Source organism: Streptomyces botrytidirepellens (genome assembly GCF_003721215.1).
GTDB classification, from domain to species: domain Bacteria; phylum Actinomycetota; class Actinomycetes; order Streptomycetales; family Streptomycetaceae; genus Streptomyces; species Streptomyces himastatinicus.
In genome coordinates this window covers 1-21,520 of the sequence record NZ_RIBZ01000851.1, presented here as the reverse complement: position 1 = coordinate 21,520, position 21,520 = coordinate 1, and the positions used below count along the sequence as shown (strand labels likewise).

Sequence of the window (21,520 nt, the reverse complement as noted above, 5' to 3'; positions counted from 1 at the left end):
TACGGCGTGCGGCGGCGCCTGCTGCGCGGCTGAGCGCGCAGGACGCCCCGGGCCCCGCGAGAGGGGCCCGGGGCGTGCGCCGCCGACTATCCGAACTGGCCGACCCGGTACTCACCGGCGGGCTGCTGGACGATGACGTTCAGGCGGTTGTAGGCGTTGATGAGGGCGATGAGGGACACCAAGGCGGCGAGCTGGTCCTCGTCGTAGTGCTTGGCGGCGTTGGCCCAGGCTTCGTCCGTGACGCCACCGGCCGCGTCGGCGATGCGGGTCCCCTGCTCCGTCAGCTCCAGCGCGGCCCGCTCGGCGTCGGTGAAGACCGTGGCCTCTCGCCAGGCCGCGACCAGGTTGAGGCGCACCGAGGTCTCCCCGGCGTGCGTGGCCTCCTTGGTGTGCATGTCGGTGCAGAAGCCGCAGCCGTTGATCTGGCTGGCGCGGAGCTTGACCAGCTCCTGCGTCGTGGCCGGGAGTGTGGAGTCCGAGACCACCTTGCCCGCCGTGTTGATGTGCTTCAGGAACGTGGCCGCGGCCCGGTTGCCGAAGAGGTTCAAGCGAGCGTCCATGATGGGCTCCTTCATGTCGTTTCCGGTGGTTACACCTCTCTGACCGGACAGCCCGGCGAAGTGTGACATGAAGGGATGTGATCTGCGTCACCAGGTCACCGGCCGGCCGGCTCCGGCAGGCCGATCGGGTTCGGGAAGCGGAGCGCGGCGGAGCAGGCGCGGGAGACGGGGGTGAGGAGGGTGGTGAGGTCCTGGACCGCGTCCGGGGCGAGGGCGCGCCAGGGGCGTTCCGCGGCGCGGTCGGTGGCGGACTCGACGGCGCGCAGCAGTTCGCGCCCGTTGCGGCTCGCGGTGCCGTCGGGGAGGAGCAGGCCGCGTTCGGTGAGGTGGAGGCGGGCCGCCTCCCACTCCTGGTCGGTCCAGCCGCGGTAGGGCTGGAGTTCGGCGCGGGGGATGTCGGTGCCCGCGCGGAGGGCGAGGGCCTCGCAGCCGTCGAGCCCGGCGGCGACGAGGGCGGCGACATGGCCGTCGCCGCGGTGTTCGCGCAGCAGGGTGGCGGCGTGCCACAGGCGGTCCAGGGGCTGGTCGGGGAAGTCCAGCGAGGCGTGGGCGGCGGCCAGGACGCGCCCGGCGGTGTCGAGCCCGGCGGCCCGCGGGACCAGGGCCTCCGCCGCTCGTTCCGCCTCGGGTTCGTGGCCGGTGAGCAGGCGCCGGAGGGCGGCCACGGCGCCCGCGCGCCGTATCTCCAGGGCGCGTTCGGGGGCGGTCAGCTGCCAGACGTCGGGCAGGGCGCGGGCGACCATGGCGGGCGCGAAGGAGAAGAACGCGGCGGCGACGGGCTCCGGCCCGACCGGGCCCAGCGGCGCGGCGCGGCACGCGAAGTAGCCGCGCCAGAAGCCGCGCAGGCCCGCGTCCTCGTACGCCGACAGGGCCTCCGGGGCGAAGTAGGCGACGGCGTGGATCGGTTCGAACAGGGTCCACATCCTGCGGGCGGTCGACGCCGCGCGGTCCTCCATCGGTGGGCTCCCTTTCCGGGTGGTTACGGCGCTGCCTGGCTCCGTCGGCTCAGGCCGGTTCGTCGGGCTCCCGGACGATCGCCAGGAGGGTCAGCGCGGCACCGGCCAGCCGCCCGTCCCCGTGGATCGTCGCCCGGGAGCGGGCCGCCTCCGGGGTGATGCCGCGGGTGGCCAGCCGCCACAGCGCGTCCGCGTCGATGCCGACCTCGGCGGTGGGCGGTGCGTCCGTCGTGCCGAGGCGCCAGTGGTTCTCCGTACGTACGGCCGTCCACTGCCCGCCCGCCGGGCCGGGCACCCGGATCCGCAACGAGGCGCCGTCCGGGGCGGGATGGTCGCGGAGGGTGTGGGGGAGGGCGCGCAGGAACGTGTCGAGCACCGGGTGCAGCAGCTCCGGGCCGGTGGCGCCCGGCCGGCCCACCGCGTCGCGCATCTGCTGCTGGTGGACCCAGAACTCGGTGTATTCGCGGGCGGTGTCCAGCCAGTTCGGGGCCTGGACGCCGGGCGCGGCCCAGGACACGTCGAAACCGGCGGGCGCGTCCGGGTCGCAGCGCGCCCAGTACGCGTCCAGCTGCGGCCCCAGCGTGGCCAGCAGGTCGGTCAGCAGCCGGGGGCTGAGCTGCCGGGTGGTGCCGCGGACGAACTCCTCGTTGGTGCGGGTGATGTACGCGGGCAGCGTCTCGCCGGGGCCGAAGGGCGGCCCGGGGTGGCCGTCGCGGCCGCCGGACAGCCGGCGGACGTGGTCGTGGAGGAGGTGCCCGGCCACATCGTGGACGTCCCAGCCGGGGCATGCCGTCGGGCGCCGCCAGTCGTCGGGACCGAGCCCGGCCAGCAGGTCCAGCAGGGCGCCGCGCTCGACGGGGAAGAGGGGGCGTACGTCCAGCGGGGGGCCGAGGTGTGACCAGTCCATGCCCGGGGATTGTGCCATCCCGTGCCACGCAGGAGCCCGGATCGCGGCTACTTGGAGGCGCCCAGGTAGAACAGCAGATAGAGGAAACCGGCGAAGACGTGCACGCCGACGACGTAGATGAAGACCCGGACGGTGACCGGGATCGGCGCCCGGTCCTGCTCCCGCGCCACCCTCGGGGCGGCAGGGTCCGGGTGGGGGTTCGGGGTCGGGGTCGCGTCGTTCATGGCGTTCCGGGCCTTCCTCCGCGGCGGGCGGCGTCCCCGAGGCACAGCTCGGCGGCCCCGCTCTGTAGCAGGGTGTGGACGAAGAGCAGATCCGTACCGCCGGGGGAGGCGGCGGCGATGCGGTGCGGGGTGAGCGAGTCGAAGTGGGCCGCGTCGCCGGGGCCGAGGACGTGGACGGCGTCGCCGAGGGTCAGCCGCAGCCGCCCGCTGATGACGTACAGCCACTCCTCGCCCGCGTGGACGCGCACCAGTTCGTCCTGGGCGCCCGAGCCCTCCGGCACGTGCAGCCGCAGCGCCTGCATCGCCCGGCCGGAGCCACCGGCCCGCCGGTACGTCCAGCCGCCCGCCTCCTGCGCCTCCATCCGGTCGGCGCGCACGATGGGGTCCTGGCTCGGCGGCACCTCGCCGAGGAGGTCGGATACCGTGGTTCCGTAGGTACGGGCCAGGGCCAGCAGCACGGGCAGCGACGGCTGGCGTCGGCCCGTCTCCAGCCGGGACAGGTGCGCGGGGGAGAGCCCGACGCGGTGGGCCGCCGCCTCCAGGGTCAGCCCGCTGCCGCGCCGCAGGTCGCGCAGGCGGGGAGCGACGGTGGGCAGCTCGGCGGAGGGTTCCGCGGGCGGCTCGGCGGGGTCCCCCTCGGGGAACGGGTTCATGTCTCCGGTATAGCGAGGGCTTCGCCTGTCAGGCAAAAAGCTTGCCTAAAAGGCAAAATCACGGTTCGGTCACGCCCCCTCGTGCGTCGCCCGCATCATGTGAACTCCCCGAAAACTTCCGTCACTTGGCATTGACATGTCACTGTCTACGCGCGTCATGCTAGGGGCATGAAAATCCCCCCACGGATGACCCGCATCGGCGCCCTCGGCGCCCTCGCCGCGTCGCTCTTCATCGGCGGCACGGCCGTCACGGCCACCGCGACCCCGGCCGCACCCGCGGCCGCCGTATCGGTACGGGCCGTCGCGGACGTCGGCGACATCTGCTACTCGAAGCTGCCGTCCCAGGCCCATGACACCCTCGACCTGATCGAGAAGGGGGGCCCGTACCCGTTCCCGCAGGACGGCACGGTCTTCCAGAACCGCGAGGGCATCCTTCCGGCCCAGTCCTCCGGTTACTACCACGAGTACACCGTCGTCACCCCCGGCTCCGACGACCGCGGCGCCCGCCGCATCGTGACCGGGGACAAGAAGGACGAGGACTACTACACCGCGGACCACTACGAGTCGTTCGACCTGGTGGACCACGGCTGCTGAGCCCCCGTCCCCAGCCGCACGGCGCACCGCCGGAGCCGCCACCCCCCACGCACAACGGCCGCCGCCCCGCCAGGGCAGCGGCCGTTGTGCTGTGCCCATGTGCCAATGATCTCGGTCTCTTTACGAACGATCTCGTCACCCCGCCCCGCCGTTTGTCGGTGGTTGCCGATACCGTTCCCGTAGAACTGGACGTGCGGGGAGGCAGCGGTGGCGAACGGTCCGGAAGTGGTCACGTGCGGCGAGGCGATGCTGCTGCTGCTCGCGGAGCCGGGAATCCCGCTCGACCGCGCCGTGCACTTCCGCCGCTCCGTGGCGGGCGCCGAGTCCAATGTGGCGGCCGGGCTGTCCCGGCTCGGCCACGCGGTGCGCTGGCTCGGCCGGGTCGGCGCGGACCCGGCGGGCGAGGCCGTGCTGCGCGAGCTGCGTGCCGACGGGGTGGACGTCTCGCAGGCCGTCGTGGACGAGCAGGCGCCCACCGGGCTGCTGCTGCGCGACAGCCATCCGCACCGCTCGATCGACGTGCAGTACTACCGCATGGGATCGGCCGCGTCCCGCCTCACCCCCGACGAGATCGGCCCCGACGCGCTGGACGGCGCCCGGATGCTGCACATATCCGGGATCACGCCGATGCTCTCGCCGACCGCCGCGGCCGCCAGCCGCCGGCTGGTGGAGCTGGCCCGGGAAGCCGGGGCGAAAGTGTCCTTCGACCCCAACGTCCGGCGCAAGCTGGGCGGTGCCGCCCAGTGGGCGCAGACGGCGGGGCCGTTGCTGCGCGAGGCGGACCTCGTCCTGGCGGGGGAGGACGAGCTGGAGCTGCTCACCGCCCAGCCCGCCGACGAGGCCGCGCAGGAGCTGCTGGACGGCGGCACCCAGGAGGTCGTGATCAAGCGTGCCGACCACTCCGCCACCGTCATCACCGCGGACGGCCGCTGGCAGCAGTCGCCGCACTCGGTGCCGCTGGTCGACCCGATCGGCGCGGGTGACGGCTTCGCGGCGGGGTATCTGTCTGCCAGGCTGCGCGGGCTCTCCGAGCCCCGGGCGCTGGCCGAGGCCGCGTGCGTCGCCTCGCTCGTCGTCCAGGCCCCCTCCGATACGGACGGGCTGCCCTCCGCGGTCGCGCGGGACCGGGCACTCGCCGAGCTCGTCACCGGCGGCGACGGGGTCCACCGCTAGCCCCTCCGCCGGGGCCCGGGACCTGGGTCCCTGGCCCGGACCTCCGGACCGGCGCCCGCGTACGGTACGGAAGAAGCACGATCATCAAGCGCACCACAGCACCGCACATCGTCAACCGCATACCGCTCAGCGCCGCATATCCCGGAGGCACAGGGGTGCGGCACGATCAGGCAGCAGACCCTAGGAGAGGAAAGGCGGCGACTGCCGTGTACCGCTGGGAGACCACCCGGGCCGCGCTCGCGCAGCGTGTCCTCGCCATCGTCCGCAGCGACAGCTACGACCAGGCCACGGCGACGGCGGACACCCTGCTCTCCGCGGGCATCACCAGCCTGGAGATCTCGCTGACCACCCCCTTCGCGCTGGAGGCGGTCACCACCCTGATCCGGGAGGTCGGCGACGACGCGGTGATCGGCGCGGGCACGGTGCTCGACGGCGCCTCCGCGCGGATGGCCGTCGACGCGGGCGCCCGCTTCCTCGTCTCCCCGAGCCTGGACCCCGACGTCATCCGCACCGGCCACCGCTACGGCCTGCCGGTCTTCCCCGGCGTCTCCACCCCCACCGAGGCGGTGCGCGCGATGGAACTGGGCGCGGACGCACTGAAGCTGTTCCCCGCCGCGGCGTACGGGCCGCGCTGGGTCAAGGACGTACGGGCGGCCCTGCCGCAGGCCGCCTTCGTGCCGACCGGCGGGGTGACCGTGGCCGACGCGCCGGACTGGATCGCCGCCGGGGCGGTCGCCTGCGGGATGGCCTCGGCGCTCTCCGAGGGCGACCGCGACACCGTGGCCAAGCGCGCCTCCGAGTTGCTGGCCCGCCTCGCGGAGGTCGGCCCGCCGCTCGACCCGGGCCCGGAGCGGTACTGACGGGCCGGATTCCAGCAGGGATTCCAGCAGGTGGTCGACGGGTTCACCCGGGCGGCGTCTTCTGCCACTCTGAGCGCGCCGTGATCACGCCGCTGCCGAGGAGTCCCCATGAGACGCGCCGTCACGCTCGCCACCGTCGCCGCCGTGCTCGCCGCCACCGCCGCGGGCTCGGCCCTGGCCGACGGCACGGAGGCCAAGCGCACCGCCGACTCCGCCGCCAACTCGACGGCGGGGCACGGCACTCTGCTGGACCGGGTGCCCCGGCGCGGGGTGCTGCGCGTCTGCACCACGGGCGACTACCGGCCGTTCAGCCATCGCGACGCCAAGACCGGCGCGTACACCGGCATCGACATCTCGATGGCGGGCAACCTGGCCAAGAGCCTCGACGCCAAGCCGAAATTCACCGCCACGACGTGGGCGAAGCTGGTCGACGACCTCGCCGCCGGGCGTTGCGACATCGCCATGGGCGGGGTGTCGGTGACCCTGGAGCGGGCGCGTAAGGCGGCCTTCAGCGAGCCGTATCTCACCGACGGCAAGACGCCGATCGTGCGCTGCGAGGACGAGAAGAAGTACCAGACGCTGGACGACATCGACCGGCCGGGCGTGCGCGTGGTGGTCAACCCGGGTGGCACCAACGAGGAGTTCGCCCGGGCCCACATCAAGCGCGCCACCCTCACCGTCCACCCCGACAACACCACGATCTTCGACGAGATCATCGACGGCCGGGCCGATGTGATGATGACGGACGCCAGCGAGACGCGTTACCAGTCGAAGATCCACCCCGAACTGTGCGCGGTCCACCCGGACAAGCCGTTCTCGTTCTCGGAGAAGGCGTACGCGCTGCCCCGCTCCGATGCGCAGTTCAAGGAGTACGTCGACCAGTGGGTACACCTGGCGACGCACGACGGGACGTACCGGAAGTACGCGGACGACTGGCTGGCCTCGTCCCGCTCCTGACCGCCGCTGGTCGAGTGAAAAACCGGGCACATCCGACCAAGATCGGTTGCCGGTGGCGCCGTGACCCTCCCCCCGTCGTCAAGAACCCCGGCGCGTCGGTAGCGCGCCGGGGTTTGCCGTTCCCCCGAGATGTGTCGCCCTGGCGAACCCCATGTCCCCGTCACATACCCGACGGTGCGATCTATTCTGGCCTGGCTCACCGTCAACCCGGCCGCAAGGATCCCGATCGATGACAGCACACCCCCGACCGTCCGAGAACGCCGCGGCCACCCCCGCCACACCGCCGCCCGGCTGCCCCGCCCACCGGGGCGCGCGGCCGCTGAGCGGGCCCGGCTTCCAGACCAACCCCTTCGGGGTGTACGGGGAGATGCGGGACGAGCACGGGCCGGTGGCCCCGGTGCTGCTCGACGGGGACATACCCGGCTGGCTGGTGCTCGGCTACCGCGAACTGCACCAGGTGACCAGCGACGCCGAGCTGTTCACCCGGGACGCGAACCAGTGGAACCAGTGGGACAACGTGCCCGAGAACTGGCCCCTCGCGCCCATGATCAGCCGCGATCAGACGTCCGTGGTGTACGCGACCGGCGAGGACCACCAGCGGCGCGCCGAGGCCATCGGGGAGGCCCTGGAGGCCGTCGATCCGTACGAACTGCGCAGCCAGGCCGAGCTGATCGCCGACCGGCTGGTGGACGAGTTCTGCCACGAGGGCGAGGCCGACCTGATCGCCGACTACGCCCGGCTGCTGCCGGAACTGGTCCTCGCCCACATCTACGGCATCCCCGACGCCGAGGGCCCGGCCCTCGTACAGGCGATGAACGACGCCATCGACGGCAAGGAGAACGCCTTCGAGGCCTACCAGCACGTCTACCTGGTGATGCGTCAACTCGCCTCGGCCAAGCGGGCCACCCCCGCGCCCGACGTGGCGTCCCGGCTGGTCGCCGCGTACCGGGGGTACTCCGACGAACTGCTCGTCCAGGACTTCATCGTCATCATGACGGCGGGTCACCAGCCCACGGCCGACTGGATCGGCAACACCCTGCGGCTGCTCCTCACCGACGAGCGCTTCGCGCTCTCCCTCTCCGGCGGCCGCCACAGCGTCGGCCAAGCCATGAACGAAGTCCTGTGGGAGGACACCCCCGTCGCCAACCTCGCCGCCCGCTGGGCCACCCGCGACACCACCCTGGCGGGCAAGCACATCCGCAAGGGCGACCTGCTGATCCTCGGCTTCCACGGCGCCAACACCGACCCCCTGGTCCGCCCGGACTCCGACGCCTTCACCGAGGGCAACAGCGCCTTCCTCTCCTTCGGCCACGGCGAACACCGCTGCCCCCACCCGGCCCAGGAGATCGCCGAGACGATCGCCAAGACCGCCGTGGAAGTCCTCCTGGACCGACTGCCCGACGTACGCCTCGCCGTCCCGAGCGACACCCTCCTCTGGCGCCCCTCAGCCTGGGTCCGCGGCCTGTCCGCCCTCCCCGTCACCTTCACCCCGGCCCCCAAGGGCGCCCGCTAGGCCCAGCACCGGGCGTGTCAGTTCCTGTTCAAAGTGCGGGACACGCCGGCGACGACAGCTGTGGTGAGGAGCCATCCGACGGCGATCAGCAGGTATGACAGCCACTGTGTCGCCCCTTCCCAATGCCATGCGCTGCGCTGGCCGAAGTCGCCGATGGGGAAGAGCAGGTCGATGGTGTAGATGAAGGGATTGAACGGGTTGCCTTCTCCGGGCTTCGTCCGAATCGGCGAGCGGGCACTGAACACCAGGGTGCCGAGAAGGCAGAGCGTGGTCATCCAGAGGGCGGCCAGCCAGGGGCGATAGCCGTACCCGACAGCGGCATCGAGCAGGTATCCCCACACCCGTCCGGGTGGGTTCAGGGTGCGGCGGCGGTGGCGTTGCTTCTCCAGCAGCACCCTCCGGGCGGCGTCGTCGTGGCCGGTCTGGCGGTAACAGGAAGCGAGTTGCTCGTACGGCTGCGGGGCGTAGCCGGGGTTCCGGCGGATCCACGCCACGCGGTGGGCCACGTCGTCCTGCGGGGATGTCCTGTCGGAGCGGAGGGAGCCGTAAAAGAGGCCATCCATACGTACCTCCTTCGGCCAGCTCTGCTCGTGGTCGTGGAGAACGGTGACTCTGGCACCCTGAAGGTCCACCGCTCCCGCGGGCGGCGTGGCAACGGTGAAGTCGAAGGTTCCCACCTGCATGCCCACGCCGAGGAGCGCCGTGTCGCTGCCACCGAGCGTGGCTCTCTCAAGGGTCAGCAGGTCCGATATCCGAGCACCCCGGATCCGCAGGGTGCCTGCCGCGCTGAACCCCTGGGACATGTCCACCACCGGGGCTGTCACGTTGTCCGCGACCAGTGCCACGCCGTCGGGGTTCTCCAGGCGTGCGCCCGGCATGAACAGGCCACCGGACAGCTGCGCGCCCGGCAGCCGCACCCCGCCCCGCGCGGTGAAGCCGTCCCGGCAATAGATGCCGCCGCCCATGGTCAGGCCCCCCGCCCACACCGCCCATTCCCCGGGCGCCAAGATCCGGGTGCCGTCCATGTCCAGTTCCCCGGCCACATGAGCATTCATGAGGGAAAGACGGCCCGTTTCCATCACGGACCCGTCCAGATCGAGGTGGCCGTCGATGCGGGCCAGTTCGGCTTCCACTCCCGGGACCCGGCTACCCGTGATCCGGATCGTGCGCGTCGATGCGGCGTGGAGACCGACTTCCTGTGCCAACCGGCATTCCCGCAGCCAGAGCAGGTGGCTGATGTCCGCACCGGCCAGATCGAGACGGCCGGTGATGTGCGCGCCGGCGAGGCGCAGGGAAGCGACCCTGCTCGACTGTTCCGTGTTGCCGCCCAGCAGAAGGGCAGCCACGACCTCGGCACGGACCGTGCGTTCGGGTCCCCATTGCGTTCCCCCGGCGGGATCGTCGTCCTCGGGAATCCCGGTGCGCAGATCCACCCACTGCCCTTCGGGAAAGGCATCCCACAACGCACGCTCGGCGGCGGACAGTTCGTCGTAGGTCAGCACCGCTACAGGTTACGGCTGGCCGGCCCTCCCGCGGCCCCACGGCCGCAGCTTCTCCGGGTTGCGGATCACCCAGATCCGGGTGACGCGCCCGTCGGAGACGTCGAACGCGGCCACGGTCATGACGACACCGGCGCGCTGGGCCACCAGGCCCGGCACACCGTTGACCGACCGCTCCAGGAGGTCGAGCCCCGGCGCCTTGTCGGCGATGGCGACCATGTACTGGGCGATGCGCGCGCCGCCCTCGACCGGGCGCAGGACGGTGCCGACCATGCCGCCACCGTCGGCGGTCATCACGGCGGCCGGGTTGAGGAGGCCGACGAGGGCTGCGATGTCCTTGGTCTCCCATGCCTCTTTGACGTGCCTCACCATGTCGGCCTGGTCGGTCGCCGCCACCGGAGCGGACGCGGCGCTCACCCGCCGCCGGGCGGAGGCCGCCAGCTGCTTGCAGGCCGCGGGGGTCCGGCCGAGGACGTCGGCGATCTCGGCGAACGGGTACCGGAAGACGTCGTGCAGGACGAACGCCACCCGCTCGGCTGGCGTCATCGATTCCAGGACGACGAGGAAGGCCATGGACACCGACTCGTCCAGGACGATCTGGTCGGCGGGGTCTGCGGCGCCGGTGGGGTCGGCGCCGCCCGTGCGGGCCCACTCGGTGCGGTCGGGCAGCGGCTCGGGCAGCCACGCGCCGACGTAGCGTTCACGGCGGACCCGCGCCGAGCCGAGCAGGTCCAGGCAGATGCGGCTGGTCACCGTCGTCAGCCAGGCGCCGGGGGACAGGATCTCCTCCTGTCGGCTTCGCGGCAGCCCGTACCAGCGTGCGTAGGCATCCTGTACGGCGTCCTCGGCCTCGGTCACCGAACCGAGCAATCGGTAAGCGACATTGATCAGTTGGCCTCGCTCGCCGACTGACCCATCTGCCCTGGTCCCGGCAGTCCCCATGCTCCCGGCCGCCCCCTCGCCTTACCTTTCGCAGGCCCGCGTCGTCGGACTGGTGAGACCTTATCGACGTACTGCCCGAGTGCCCGAGTGCCCGAGTGCCCGAGGGCGGAAAAGGGGACTGTGACATGGCCACTCAGACGGCGACGGCGAACGCACGGCGCGGCTCCTCGTTCCTCCGGATCGCGATCGCCCTCCAGACCCTGACGATCTTCCTTCAGGCGGTCTCCGCCGGACTGCTGCTGACCTCGTCCTACGGAGAGACGCTGCACAGTGTCGGAGCCCGTGTGATGTACGGGGCGTCGATGCTGTACGTGCTCGCGGCGGTGCTGGCGTGGAAGCCGGGCGGCGGCTCGCCCCGGCCTGTCTGGCACGCGTCGGGATTCCTCGTACTCGCCTCGGTCCAGGTCGTGCTCGGCATCGCCCATGTCCCGTCCGTCCATCTCCCCCTGGGTGTCTTGATGTTCGGCCTGAGTGTGCTGGCGCTGGCCCGGCGCTAGGGGGTGTCCGCAAAGTCGCGTTGGATCAGCCCGCGGCGTCAGGGGGCACCTCCCAGCGGTAGCTGGGGGAGCGTGCCAGGCGTCGCGGGCCCGACGGGACTTTGCGGACACCCCTAGGTGTCCGGCGGCCGCCTGTTCCTGGGTGTGGGCACCGGCTGGAACCCGGACGAGCTCCACCGCAGCGAGAATGGACGTCATGGAGCGGCCGAATCAGATCATCGACTGCGGAGACTTCGCCCTCCGACGTTGGCGGGGACAGAGCGACTTCGCTTCGGCGTTCACGTTGATCGAGGAGTCTCTGGACCACCTGCGCCCGTGGATGCCGTGGGTCGCCCGGCACAGCGAGGAGAGCACCCGGGACTTCCTCGCGAAGTCCACGTCGAAGTGGGCAAGCGGGGACGCGTACAACTACGCCATCACCAAAGACGGCACGCTCATCGGTATGTGCTCGACCCGCCGCGGGGCCGAACCTCAGGGATGGAGTATGGGGTACTGGCTGCACCCTGCCGTCTCCGGCCGGGGCATCGCCACGAGAGCGACGGCAGCCATGGTCACCGAGATGTTCGCCCTTCCGGACGTGGAGTACCTGGAGATCGCGCACGACCTGGCCAACACCTCCAGTGGCGCCATTCCGCGCCGGTTGGGCTTTACCGAAGTCCGGCGTGAGCCGGTGACACCACCCGCAGCTCCCTCGGCCGGCGGCATCGACGTGGTCTGGCGCCTGAACCGCCCCACACCGCCTGCTAAGGGCACTTCCGCTCCCTGAACTCCGGACCGACGAGTCGCCCTTTCAAACTGCCGAGGTGCCCATCAGCGTGCGGCGCCGTGGTCATGCTCGACCCCGACCGGTGGTCCACCGTCCGAACCCGCTCCGCCGGGAAGCCGTGCACCCGCGCCGCGGCCACCACAACGAGCACCGGGCCCAGCAGCGCCAGCACGCTCCAGGGGAAGGACGCGGGGCCGAGGAGGTCGAGGAGGAGGCCGCCCGCTACGCCGCCGCCGGCCATGGCCGCGTTCCAGAGGGTGACGAGCATGGCCTGTGCCGCGTCCGCCGCTTCGCCTCCCGCGTCGGCCACGGCCGTCTGGAGCAGGGTGGGGGCGCCGCCCCAGCCGAGGCCCCACAGGGTGACCGCCGCGTAGACGAGCGCCGGGCTGGCAGAAACCGCCGCCAGGGCGGTGGCGGCCACGGCGAAGAGTACGGTCGCGGTGAGGGTGAGGGCGCGCAGGCGGCGGTCGATGTGGACGCCGACGATCCAGATGGACGCCAGGGACGCGGCGCCGAACACCAGCAGCACCAGGTCGGTCGAGCCGCCCATGCCCACCTCGCCGAGGAAGGTGGCGATGTACGTGTACAGGATCGTGTGGGCCAGGACGAACGCCAGGGTGACGAAGAGGACCGGGGCCACCCCCGGGACGGTGAGGGTCCGCCGGACCGACGTCCGGCCCTCGGGCCGCTGCCCCGGGTAGTCCGGCACCAGCGCCACGATCCAGGCGATCAGGGCGACGGCGAGCGCGGTCATCACCGAGAACGTCACCCGCCAGCCGAGCGCCTGGCCGAGGAACGTCCCCGCGGGCACGCCCAGGGAGAGGGCGACCGGGATCCCCGTCATCACGATCGCGATCGCCTTGCCCTGCAACGGCACCGGCGCCATCCGCCGCGCGTATCCGGCCAGCAGTGCCCACGCCAGCCCGGCCGCCACTCCGGCGACGAAACGGGCCACCATGGTGAGGATGTAGTCCGACGAGGCCGCCGTCACCGTGTTCCCCACGGCGAACCCCGCCATCGCCGTCAGCAGCAGCCGCTTGCGCCGCCAGCCCGCCGTGGCCGCGGACAGGGGGATCGCCGTGAGCGCGGTCCCGAGCGCGTAGATCGTCACCGACTGCCCCATGGCGGACTCGCCCACCCCCAGATCCCCGCTCATCGCGGGCAGCACCCCGGCGGGCAGCGTCTCGGTCAGGCTGGTCAGGAACACGGCGGTGGCCAGCGCGAGCAGCGCCGGCAGAGGAAGTTTCTGCGTCATGCGCTTATGCTCAAACCCTCACACTGATGTGAAGGTCAACCAGAGAGGGGCCCATGCGCATCGGAGAGCTGTCGGAGCGCACCGGTACGTCCCGCCGACTCCTGCGGTACTACGAGGAGCAGGGCCTGATCCTCCCCATGCGCTGTGCCAACGGATACCGCGCCTACGACGAACGCAACGTCGACCGCGTCCTCCAGATCCGCGGCCTCCTCGACGCGGGCCTCCCCACCCGCATCATCAAGCAGATCCTGCCCTGCCTCGACAAGCCCCGCGTCATCCACTTCTCCGACGCCACCCCGGAGATGCTCGCCACCCTGGAACACGAACGCGACCGCATGACCGAGCGCATCGCCTTCCTGGTCCGCAACCGCGACGCGATCGCCGAATACCTCGCCGTGGTCCGCGACAACAACTCCCCGGAAGGGCCGTGATGGGCTTCTGGAGGCGTGCCCACCAGTCCAGCAATCGCGGTCGGTCAGGTCTGGCAGGGTTGCGACGTCAACGTCGGGCCGCATGCGGCGCGTCCAGCCGCAGCACCCGCACCCCGTACGGCGGCAGGGTGACGGTGTCGGCCGGGCCGCCGGTGAGGTCCCGTAGCTGGGCGCCGCCGCTGACGGCCGGTTTGACGGTCAGTTCGTCGGCGGCCTGGCTGACCAGCCACACGAACGTCCGGCCGTCGTCGTGGGCGAGGCGGTCGACCGCGACGCGGGGGTCGCCCACGGTGACCGGGCGGTGGACTCCGGCGTGGGTGGCGAGGGCGTCGTACAGGGTGGCGGTGGACTCGGGGTTGACGCGCGGGGTGACCGCGGCCATGTGCTCGACGGGGTAGGTGCAGAAGACGACGGAGCCCCGGCCCACCGCGCGCAGCAGCAGCGCCGGGCGGCCGTGGCCGTCGACGGCGAGGACTTCGGCGCCGTCCGGTTCGACGGGGAGGAAGGCCCGGGCGCCCGCGGTGCGGAAGGTGAGGCGGGCGCCTTCGGGGAGGGTGCCGAAGGGGCGGGTGAGGGTGAGGGTGATCTCGTCGTCCTCGATGGGGTTGAGCAGGCCGTAGTCCAGCTGGTGGCGGACGCCGAAGAGTTCGTTCAGGTGGGCGTACCAGGGGCCGCGCTGCTCGTCGTGGGCGCCGGGGGAGTACGAGACGTAGACGGTCGCGCCGTCGCGGGCCCGCTGCTCCAGGGCGTACCAGGTGGGGGAGAGGAGCTGCTTGGTGGAGGGGACGAGCCACAGCGCCACGTCGGAGGGCAGCGGGCCGTCGCTCTCGCGCACCACCGCCGCCGGGGTGTCCGCGAGGCGGGCGGCGACCCACGCCTGACGGCAGGTCTGCTGGACGTAGCCGCGGTCCTCGGCGCGGGTGAACGGGTATGGCGTGTCGAGGTACGAGGAGACGAGGAGGGCGGCGTCGGTGGGGGCGCGGTGGCAGTGGGGGAAGTCCACCTCGTCCAGGAGCCGGGCGAACGCCTTCAGTTCGAGGAGCTGTGGTTTGGGGGCGCCCTCGGACGTGGTCAGGCCGAAGTGCATCTCGAAGGCGTGGTGGCGGTACGGGTCCTGGCCGCGCAGCCCGTCGTAGTCGCTGTTGTTCCAGGCGATCCAGCCGGTGGCCCCGGCCAGCAGGCTGTTGTGCAGGGTCTGCCGGTAGTAGCGGGCCGCGCCGGGGCCGGAGGCGAAGTCGGAGCTGACGCCGAACTCCTCCAGGATCACGGGCCGTCGGTACGTGCCGGTCAGCTCGCACACCCAGGCCGCCGCGTAGTGCTGGCGCACCGGGTCGTCCTCCATGCGGTAGACGTGCGGGCCGAGGAAGTCGCACAGGTCGGCGGTGTCGCGGAGCCGGAAGCCGTTGTCGTGGCCGGTGTTCTCGAGACCCCAGGCGCCGTCGCCGAGCGAGACGGGCTGGGTGCCGCCCCCGGCGCGGACGGCGTCCACGACGAGCTGCGCCCAGGCGGCGACGGTCTCGCGCGAGGCGGGCGGGGCGGTGGTGCCGGGCTCGCGCCCGTAGATCGGCATCTCGTTGGAGACCAGCCACCCGGCGACGGCCGGGTGCGCGGCGAAGCGGCGCACGGTCTCGCGGGCGAACCACGCCTGCCGGGCGACCAGCCAGACGTCGCCGTACAGATCGCGGTCGCCGCGCCAGGACGGGTCCCAGTTCTCGCCGGACATGTGGCCGACCAGGAAGGTGGGGACGGTGGTCATGCCGAGGGCGTGGTGCCGGTCGAGGAAGTCGGCGTACCGCGCGCACATGTCCTCGTCGAGCCGGTCGGGGGCCGGCATGAAGTCGGGCCAGTAGAAGAACGAGCGGGTCATGGTGAGCCCGTGGTCCCGCAGCACCCGCAACTCGGCGTCGATCACCTCGCCGTCGTAGCTCCGCCACATGAGCGGGCCGCCGGTCCTGGACCAGAAGTTGGCGCCGAGCCAGGTGACGGGGGCGTCGTGGACGGTGAGCCGGGCGGAGGGGCGCTGCATCGACGGACTCTCCCTTGGCCGGGTGGGGAAGCGGGCGGTACCGCACACACCTGCGGGGCGGCTCCTCAAGCAGTGAAAGACTAAACCGGTTTAGAGTCAACGACATCGACGAGGATCGTACGGGGGCTGATTTCGCGATCTAGATCAACCAAATGCGGCTCACACCACCGGACCTGGGTATTCGACGGATTCGACAAGCCGCTACTAAGCCGGTTCAGTGACAGGGCGCTGTCGGGTCTATTGACACCCTCTGACGGAGCCCCCTAATTTCACGGCGCCGGGGGTGTGCGGGCATACCGAGGGGGACACCATGATGTTGATGAGCACGGGCCGTCCGCGCCGCGCGATCGCCGCGGCGGCCGCACTCGCACTCTCCGGCACGCTGGCCGCCTGCGGAGGTGGCGGCAGCGGGAACGGTGGCGCCGGCGGGGTGCTGACCGTGTCCGCCGGGGCCGGGGGAAACTTCGTCCGCAACTTCAATCCGTACGCTCCGCAGCCGCTCCAGGCGACCAACGGAATGATCTACGAACCGCTGTTCCACTTCAACGCGGCGAGAACCGGCGAGGTCGACCCCTGGCTCGCCACCAAGTACACCTGGGCGGACGGCGGGAAGTCCATCCGCATCCAGTTACGGACGAATGTCACCTGGAACGACGGAAAGCCCTTCACCGCCGACGATGTCGCCTACACCTTCCAGATGACGAAGGACAACAAGGCGCTGAACATGTACGCCCTCCCGGTGGCCTCCGTGAAGGCCGAGGGCAAGCACACGGTGGTCATCACCTTCACCAAGTCCGCCTACACCAAGGAGTACTTCCTCCTCGGCAAGATAAAGATGCTGCCCCGGCACATCTGGTCCAAGCTCTCCGCCAAGGAGAAGGCGACCACACTCAACCCCAACCCGGTGGGCACCGGCCCCTGGAAGGTGAAGTCCGTCAAGGGCACGACGCTCGACCTCGTCGCCCGCAAGGACTACTACATCAAGGGGCTTCCGCACTTCAAAATCATGCGATATCGCGCCTTCACCGGGAACAACGCCGCCAACGCCGCGGTCGCCTCCGGGCAGATCGACTGGGCGGGCGGATTCATCCCCGACATCGAGAAGAACTACCTCGCCAAGAACGAGAAGTTCGACCTGGTCAACATTCCGCTGGCCACCACCTCCTTCATCCCCAACGCCCAGCGCGGCCCCACCGCCGACGTGGGTGTCCGGAAGGCGATCAGCGCCGCCCTCGACCGCGACTTCATGAACAAGAGCGTGTACGACGGCCAGGCGCCCGCCGCCAACCCCATGGCGCTGCTGCTCCCCAACTACCAGTCCGTCCTGGACCCGTCGCTGGAGGGCGCGACGATGGAGACCGGACAGGACAAGGTCGACGGCTATCTCACCGACTCCGGCTACGCCAAGGGGCCGGACGGCATGTGGCGGAAGAACGGCAAGAAGCTGTCGGTATCGGTCGAACTCGTCTCCGGCTGGACCGACTACGTCAGCGTCGCCCAGATGGCCAAGGAGCAGCTGAAGAAGGCCGGTATCGACCTCGTCGTCAAGGCCGAGTCGTACAGCCAGTGGTCCAACAACCGGGCCCGCGGCCAGTTCCAGATGCTGCTGGACAACGCCGGATACACCCCCGACCCGCGCGCCTACTACGCCCAGATGCTGGACAGCTCCATCCCGCCGGAGATCGGCCAGTCCACCAACGTCGGCAATTTCGGCCGCTATGCCAATGACACGATCGACAAGGCGCTCGACAAGATCGGCGAAACCACGGATCTGGCGCAGCAGAAGCCCTGGTATTACAAGATCCAGCAGGAATTCATCAAGGACATGCCGCTGATTCCGCTCTTCTCCGCGCAGAACGAGCAGGAATTCAACGGCAACCGGGTCACCGGCTATCCCACCGAGAACAATCTGTACGCCGCGCCCTCCATCTGGCTCGACCCCGACGGCGGCTGGGTCGCCGCCCGCATCAAACCGGCCTCGGGCAAGTAGCGGCGGGCGGGGGCGGACGGCGTGCGCTACCTCCTGCGCAAGCTCGGCTTCTACGCCATCGCCGCGTGGATGGCGCTCACGGTCAACTTCTTCCTGCCGCGCCTCATCCCCGGCGACCCGGTGGAGATGATGCTCGCCCGCCAGGCCCAGTCCGGGCCCGTCGAACCCGGCCAGGAAGAGGCCCTGGCCGCCATGCTCGGGCTCGGCCACGGCAACCTCCTGGTCCAGTACGGCGACTATCTGCACGCGCTCGTCCGCCTCGACTTCGGGCTCTCCGTCACGTACTTCCCGAGCCCGGTCACCGATGTGGTCGGCGACGCCGTCCCCTGGACCCTCGTCCTGGTCGGCGCCGCCACCCTCCTCAGCGTCGCCCTCGGCCTCACGCTCGGCACCCTGGCCGGGTGGCGGCGCGGCAGCTGGTTCGACTCGCTCGTGCCCTCCACCACCTTCCTCGCCGCGATCCCCTACTTCTGGCTCGCCCTGCTGCTCCTCTACCTCTTCAGCCAGGTGTGGGGCGTGCTGCCGCTCGGCGGCGGCTACGACGAGACGCTGGACATCGGCCTCAGCGGCGCCTTCCTCGGCTCCGCCGCCGAACACGCCGTGCTGCCCGCCGCCACCATCGTGCTCAGCTCGGTCGGCGGCTGGATGCTCGGCATGCGGAACATGATGGTCTCCACCCTGGCCGAGGACTACGTGGTCGCCGCCGAGGCCAAGGGGCTGCCGCCGCGCACCATCATGGTCGGCTACGCGGCCCGCAACGCCGTGCTGCCCTCGGTCGCCGGATTCGCCATCTCGCTCGGTTTCATCGTCAGCGGCTCGCTCGTGATGGAGATCGTCTTCTCGTACCCCGGCATGGGCTTCACCCTGCTCCAGGCCGTCCAGAACACCGACTACCCGCTCATGCAGGCCGTGTTCCTCGTCATCACCTTCGGCGTGCTCGCCGCCAACTTCCTGGTGGACCTGGTGTACGGCTTCGTCGACCCCCGCACCCGGCAGGCCCGATGACCGCCCCCACCGTTCCCATGACCCCGCGCGCCACCGGCCGCGGCTGGCTGCGGCCCGCGCTGCGCTCCCGCCGCTTCGCCGCCGGGCTCGCCCTGCTCGCCGTCTTCGTCCTCACCGCGGCCCTGGGCCCCTGGCTGGTCGGGGACCCGAACGCCTTCACCACCGACCTGGGCCAGGCCCCCACCGGGGCGCACTGGCTCGGCACCACCCAGACCGGGCAGGACGTCCTCGCCCAGCTCGTGGTCTCCGCCCGCGGCACGCTCCTGATCGGCGCCGCCTCCGCGCTCATCGCGACCGTCGTCTCCGTCGTCGTCGGGATCGGCGGCGGCTTCCTCGGCGGGCTCGCGGACGAGGCGCTGTCCCTGATCAGCAACGTGTTCCTGGTGATCCCCGGGCTGCCGCTGGTCATCGTCGTCTCCGCGTACGTCAAGGGCGGCGGCGCCTGGTCCACCATCCTCGTCATCGCCCTCACCAGCTGGGCCGCCTCCGCCCGGGTGCTGCGCGCCCAGACGCTGTCGCTGCGCAGCCGCGACTATGTGCTGGCGGCGCGGGTGTACGGGGAGAGGCGGTGGCGGATCGTGCTGGTGGAGATCCTGCCCAACGAACTCGCCATCATCGTCTCCCAGTTCATCTTCGCGGTGATCTTCGCGATCCTCACCCAGGCCGGTCTGGCGTTCCTGGGCCTCGCCGACCCGTCCCACCTCACCTGGGGCACGATGCTCTACTTCGCGCAGAACGCGGAGGCGCTCACCAGCGGTGCCTGGTGGTGGTTCATCCCGCCCGGCCTGTGCATCGCCGCACTCGGCACGGCCCTGTCGTTGATCAGCTTCGGCCTGGACGAGGTCCTGGACCCGCGGCTGCGCGTACGGAAGGTGAGCGCATGACGGACGATGTGGTGCTGCGCGCCGAGCACATCAGCGTGACGTACGCGGGCGAGCGCCCCACCCACGCCGTCCGCGACGTCGGCTTCGAGCTGCGGCGCGGCGAACTCCTCGGCATCGCGGGCGAGTCCGGCTGCGGCAAGTCGACGCTCGCGTACGCCGTCGCCCGGATGCTGGGACCCCCGGCGCGGCTCACCGGGGGGCGGGTGCTGTACCGCGACCGTGCGGGCGCCGAAACGGATCTGCTCGCGCTGGAGGGGGACGCGCTGCGGGCCTTCCGCTGGTCCCGGCTGTCCGTCGTCTTCCAGTCCGCCATGAACGCGCTCAACCCGGTGACCACCGTAGGCCGTCAGTTCGACGACATCTTCCGCGCCCACCGCCCCCGCATGCGCCGCCCCGAGCGGTACGAACGCGCCCGCGCCCTCCTCGACATGGTCGGCATCGACCCGGCCCGGGTGCGGGCGTATCCGCACGAGCTGTCCGGCGGCATGCGGCAGCGCGTCGTCATCGCGATGGCGCTCGCGCTCGAACCCGAGATCGTCATCATGGACGAGCCGACGACCGCGCTCGACGTCGTCGTGCAGCGCGAGATCCTGGACGAGGTGCAGCGGCTCCGCGACGACCTCGGCTTCAGCGTCGTCTTCATCACCCACGACCTGTCGCTGCTGCTGGAGATCAGCGACCGGCTGGCCGTGATGTACGCGGGCTCGTTCGTCGAGTACGGCCCCGCGGAGCGGATCGCCGCCGACCCCGCCCACCCCTACACCCAGGGCCTGCTGCGCTCCTTCCCCGACCTCGCGGGCGAACGCCGCGCCCTGCGCGGCATCCCCGGCTCCCCGCCGGACCTCCGCGACGCCCTGCCCGGCTGCCCCTTCGCCGCCCGCTGCGAGCACACCTTCGCCCCCTGCGGTACGGCGACACCGACCCTCGTCCCCCTCACCCCGGGCACCTCCGCGGCCTGCCATCTGCACACGGTGGCGCGGTCCGGGGCGGGCCCCTTACCGGAAGGGCGGCAGCCGTGACCGCACTGGACGTGCAGGACCTCACCGTCGACTTCCCGCAGCGCGGCCGGGTGCCGTTCCGGGCCGTGGACCGGGTGTCGTTCTCGCTGCACGCGGGGCGGACGCTCGCGCTCGTGGGGGAGTCCGGGAGCGGCAAGTCGACCGTCGTACGCGCCCTGTCGCGGCTGGTGGCGCCCACCGCGGGGGAGGTGCGGCTGGGCGGGGCGCGGCGGACGCGGGGGAAGGAGTACCGGCGGGCCGTACAGATGGTGTTCCAGGACCCGTTCGCCTCGCTCAACCCCGCGCACACCGTGGGCCACCACCTCGTCCGCCCGCTGCTGGTGGGCGGCCGGGCGCGGCGCGGGGCGGACGCCGAGGAGAAGGCGTACGAGCTGCTGCGGTCGGTGAACCTCACGCCCGCCGACGACATGGCGCGCAAGCGCCCCCATGAGCTGTCGGGCGGTCAGCGGCAGCGCGTCGCGATCGCCCGCGCGCTGGCGCCGGGGCCCGAGGTGCTGCTCGCCGACGAGCCGGTGTCGATGCTGGACGTGTCGATCCGGCTGGAGATCCTGGGGCTGCTGGACCGGCTCAAGGACGAGCGCGGGCTCGCGCTGCTGTACGTCACGCACGATCTGGCCACCGCCCGGCACTTCGCCTCCGAGGTGATGGTCATGTACCGGGGGGAGATCGTGGAGCGCGGCCCCAGCGACGAGGTGATCCTCGCGCCCCGCCACCCCTACACCCAGGCGCTGGCCGCCGCCGCGCCCAGCTCGGCCGCGGGTCGTGAGCGGGCACGGGCGGCCCGCGCGGAGCGGTTGGCGGCGCGGGCG

The 21,520-nt window shown here is 71.5% G+C and carries 22 protein-coding genes; 13 read left to right on the top strand and 9 right to left on the bottom strand.

What is annotated here, in order from left to right; genetic code table 11:
• Positions 1-86 precede the first annotated feature (86 nt).
• From EEJ42_RS45050 to EEJ42_RS45035, 5 genes are all read right to left on the bottom strand, one after another.
• Positions 87-560 carry a carboxymuconolactone decarboxylase family protein gene (locus EEJ42_RS45050; protein ID WP_123107925.1) on the bottom strand — a complete coding sequence of 158 codons (474 nt, stop codon included), beginning with the start codon at positions 558-560 and terminating at the stop codon, positions 87-89.
• Positions 561-655: 95 nt separating this feature from the next.
• Complete coding sequence (locus EEJ42_RS45045; RefSeq protein WP_123107923.1) at positions 656-1,516, bottom strand: SCO6745 family protein; 861 nt, start codon at positions 1,514-1,516, stop codon at positions 656-658.
• Positions 1,517-1,565: 49 nt separating this feature from the next.
• A complete protein-coding gene (locus tag EEJ42_RS45040) occupies positions 1,566-2,423 on the bottom strand; it encodes a maleylpyruvate isomerase family mycothiol-dependent enzyme (protein ID WP_184503576.1) in 858 nt (285 codons plus the stop codon).
• Between the two features lie 47 nt (positions 2,424-2,470).
• Positions 2,471-2,647: a DUF6126 family protein gene (locus EEJ42_RS51535; RefSeq protein WP_184503575.1), complete on the bottom strand. Its 177-nt coding sequence runs from the start codon at positions 2,645-2,647 to the stop codon at positions 2,471-2,473.
• Complete coding sequence (locus EEJ42_RS45035; protein ID WP_123107922.1) at positions 2,644-3,300, bottom strand: helix-turn-helix domain-containing protein; 657 nt, start codon at positions 3,298-3,300, stop codon at positions 2,644-2,646. The genes EEJ42_RS51535 and EEJ42_RS45035 overlap by 4 nt, the downstream gene beginning before the upstream one ends.
• 168 nt (positions 3,301-3,468) lie before the next feature.
• Here EEJ42_RS45035 and EEJ42_RS45030 point away from each other — a divergent pair, with 168 nt between their 5' ends.
• The 5 genes from EEJ42_RS45030 to EEJ42_RS45010 all read left to right on the top strand — a co-directional run bounded on the left by EEJ42_RS45030 (position 3,469) and on the right by EEJ42_RS45010 (position 8,397).
• On the top strand, positions 3,469-3,894 hold the full coding sequence (locus EEJ42_RS45030) for a ribonuclease (RefSeq protein ID WP_123107921.1): 426 nt from the start codon (positions 3,469-3,471) through the stop codon (positions 3,892-3,894).
• A gap of 207 nt (positions 3,895-4,101) precedes the next feature.
• Entirely contained in the window at positions 4,102-5,067 is a 966-nt protein-coding gene (locus EEJ42_RS45025) for a sugar kinase (protein WP_123107920.1), read from the top strand.
• Between the two features lie 206 nt (positions 5,068-5,273).
• A complete protein-coding gene (locus tag EEJ42_RS45020) occupies positions 5,274-5,927 on the top strand; it encodes a bifunctional 4-hydroxy-2-oxoglutarate aldolase/2-dehydro-3-deoxy-phosphogluconate aldolase (protein WP_123107919.1) in 654 nt (217 codons plus the stop codon).
• Positions 5,928-6,035: 108 nt separating this feature from the next.
• The gene (locus EEJ42_RS45015; RefSeq protein WP_123107918.1) at positions 6,036-6,884 is read left to right on the top strand and encodes a transporter substrate-binding domain-containing protein; all 849 of its coding nucleotides are present in this window, start codon (positions 6,036-6,038) and stop codon (positions 6,882-6,884) included.
• A gap of 229 nt (positions 6,885-7,113) precedes the next feature.
• Positions 7,114-8,397 carry a cytochrome P450 gene (locus EEJ42_RS45010; RefSeq protein WP_123107917.1) on the top strand — a complete coding sequence of 428 codons (1,284 nt, stop codon included), beginning with the start codon at positions 7,114-7,116 and terminating at the stop codon, positions 8,395-8,397.
• Between the two features lie 17 nt (positions 8,398-8,414).
• On the opposite strand, the gene EEJ42_RS45005 is transcribed toward EEJ42_RS45010, so the two are convergent.
• The gene (locus EEJ42_RS45005) at positions 8,415-9,899 is read right to left on the bottom strand and encodes an oxidoreductase (protein ID WP_123107916.1); all 1,485 of its coding nucleotides are present in this window, start codon (positions 9,897-9,899) and stop codon (positions 8,415-8,417) included.
• Positions 9,900-9,908: 9 nt separating this feature from the next.
• The gene (gene sigJ / locus EEJ42_RS45000) at positions 9,909-10,838 is read right to left on the bottom strand and encodes an RNA polymerase sigma factor SigJ (protein WP_123107915.1); all 930 of its coding nucleotides are present in this window, start codon (positions 10,836-10,838) and stop codon (positions 9,909-9,911) included.
• 125 nt (positions 10,839-10,963) lie between these two features.
• Here sigJ and EEJ42_RS44995 point away from each other — a divergent pair, with 125 nt between their 5' ends.
• Together EEJ42_RS44995 and EEJ42_RS44990 are read left to right on the top strand one after the other, a co-directional pair.
• The gene (locus EEJ42_RS44995) at positions 10,964-11,335 is read left to right on the top strand and encodes a hypothetical protein (protein ID WP_123107914.1); all 372 of its coding nucleotides are present in this window, start codon (positions 10,964-10,966) and stop codon (positions 11,333-11,335) included.
• 196 nt (positions 11,336-11,531) lie between these two features.
• The gene (locus tag EEJ42_RS44990; RefSeq protein WP_246097835.1) at positions 11,532-12,101 is read left to right on the top strand and encodes a GNAT family N-acetyltransferase; all 570 of its coding nucleotides are present in this window, start codon (positions 11,532-11,534) and stop codon (positions 12,099-12,101) included.
• On the opposite strand, the gene EEJ42_RS44985 is transcribed toward EEJ42_RS44990, so the two are convergent.
• The gene (locus EEJ42_RS44985) at positions 12,079-13,356 is read right to left on the bottom strand and encodes an MFS transporter (protein WP_246097833.1); all 1,278 of its coding nucleotides are present in this window, start codon (positions 13,354-13,356) and stop codon (positions 12,079-12,081) included. The genes EEJ42_RS44990 and EEJ42_RS44985 overlap by 23 nt on opposite strands.
• A 53-nt stretch (positions 13,357-13,409) precedes the next feature.
• On the opposite strand from EEJ42_RS44985, the gene EEJ42_RS44980 reads away from it, so the two are divergent.
• Positions 13,410-13,787: a MerR family transcriptional regulator gene (locus EEJ42_RS44980; protein WP_123107912.1), complete on the top strand. Its 378-nt coding sequence runs from the start codon at positions 13,410-13,412 to the stop codon at positions 13,785-13,787.
• Positions 13,788-13,854: 67 nt separating this feature from the next.
• Here EEJ42_RS44980 and EEJ42_RS44975 read toward each other — a convergent pair whose 3' ends face one another.
• Positions 13,855-15,813 carry a cellulase family glycosylhydrolase gene (locus tag EEJ42_RS44975; protein WP_123107911.1) on the bottom strand — a complete coding sequence of 653 codons (1,959 nt, stop codon included), beginning with the start codon at positions 15,811-15,813 and terminating at the stop codon, positions 13,855-13,857.
• Between the two features lie 319 nt (positions 15,814-16,132).
• On the opposite strand from EEJ42_RS44975, the gene EEJ42_RS44970 reads away from it, so the two are divergent.
• From EEJ42_RS44970 to EEJ42_RS44950, 5 genes are all read left to right on the top strand, one after another.
• Positions 16,133-17,803, top strand: coding sequence for an ABC transporter substrate-binding protein (locus EEJ42_RS44970; protein WP_246097831.1), 1,671 nt, complete (start codon positions 16,133-16,135; stop codon positions 17,801-17,803).
• 21 nt (positions 17,804-17,824) lie between these two features.
• Complete coding sequence (locus tag EEJ42_RS44965) at positions 17,825-18,808, top strand: ABC transporter permease (RefSeq protein WP_123107909.1); 984 nt, start codon at positions 17,825-17,827, stop codon at positions 18,806-18,808.
• Complete coding sequence (locus EEJ42_RS44960) at positions 18,805-19,692, top strand: ABC transporter permease (protein WP_123107908.1); 888 nt, start codon at positions 18,805-18,807, stop codon at positions 19,690-19,692. Before EEJ42_RS44965 ends, EEJ42_RS44960 begins: the two co-directional genes overlap by 4 nt.
• The gene (locus EEJ42_RS44955) at positions 19,689-20,711 is read left to right on the top strand and encodes an ABC transporter ATP-binding protein (protein WP_123107907.1); all 1,023 of its coding nucleotides are present in this window, start codon (positions 19,689-19,691) and stop codon (positions 20,709-20,711) included. The genes EEJ42_RS44960 and EEJ42_RS44955 overlap by 4 nt, the downstream gene beginning before the upstream one ends.
• Positions 20,708-21,520 (top strand): ABC transporter ATP-binding protein (locus EEJ42_RS44950; protein WP_148082230.1); only part of this gene is annotated, 813 nt, incomplete at its 3' end. The genes EEJ42_RS44955 and EEJ42_RS44950, both read left to right, overlap by 4 nt.

Coding starts and splice junctions, on each gene's coding strand:
- EEJ42_RS45050 (WP_123107925.1), bottom strand. CDS start 560: ATGGACGCTCGCTTGAACCTCTTCGGCAACCGGGCCGCGGCCACGTTC.
- EEJ42_RS45045 (WP_123107923.1), bottom strand. CDS start 1,516: ATGGAGGACCGCGCGGCGTCGACCGCCCGCAGGATGTGGACCCTGTTC.
- EEJ42_RS45040 (WP_184503576.1), bottom strand. CDS start 2,423: ATGGACTGGTCACACCTCGGCCCCCCGCTGGACGTACGCCCCCTCTTC.
- EEJ42_RS51535 (WP_184503575.1), bottom strand. CDS start 2,647: ATGAACGACGCGACCCCGACCCCGAACCCCCACCCGGACCCTGCCGCC.
- EEJ42_RS45035 (WP_123107922.1), bottom strand. CDS start 3,300: ATGAACCCGTTCCCCGAGGGGGACCCCGCCGAGCCGCCCGCGGAACCC.
- EEJ42_RS45030 (WP_123107921.1), top strand. CDS start 3,469: ATGAAAATCCCCCCACGGATGACCCGCATCGGCGCCCTCGGCGCCCTC.
- EEJ42_RS45015 (WP_123107918.1), top strand. CDS start 6,036: ATGAGACGCGCCGTCACGCTCGCCACCGTCGCCGCCGTGCTCGCCGCC.
- EEJ42_RS45010 (WP_123107917.1), top strand. CDS start 7,114: ATGACAGCACACCCCCGACCGTCCGAGAACGCCGCGGCCACCCCCGCC.
- sigJ (WP_123107915.1), bottom strand. CDS start 10,838: ATGGGGACTGCCGGGACCAGGGCAGATGGGTCAGTCGGCGAGCGAGGC.
- EEJ42_RS44995 (WP_123107914.1), top strand. CDS start 10,964: ATGGCCACTCAGACGGCGACGGCGAACGCACGGCGCGGCTCCTCGTTC.
- EEJ42_RS44990 (WP_246097835.1), top strand. CDS start 11,532: ATGGAGCGGCCGAATCAGATCATCGACTGCGGAGACTTCGCCCTCCGA.
- EEJ42_RS44985 (WP_246097833.1), bottom strand. CDS start 13,356: ATGACGCAGAAACTTCCTCTGCCGGCGCTGCTCGCGCTGGCCACCGCC.
- EEJ42_RS44980 (WP_123107912.1), top strand. CDS start 13,410: ATGCGCATCGGAGAGCTGTCGGAGCGCACCGGTACGTCCCGCCGACTC.
- EEJ42_RS44975 (WP_123107911.1), bottom strand. CDS start 15,813: ATGCAGCGCCCCTCCGCCCGGCTCACCGTCCACGACGCCCCCGTCACC.
- EEJ42_RS44970 (WP_246097831.1), top strand. CDS start 16,133: ATGAGCACGGGCCGTCCGCGCCGCGCGATCGCCGCGGCGGCCGCACTC.
- EEJ42_RS44960 (WP_123107908.1), top strand. CDS start 18,805: ATGACCGCCCCCACCGTTCCCATGACCCCGCGCGCCACCGGCCGCGGC.
- EEJ42_RS44955 (WP_123107907.1), top strand. CDS start 19,689: ATGACGGACGATGTGGTGCTGCGCGCCGAGCACATCAGCGTGACGTAC.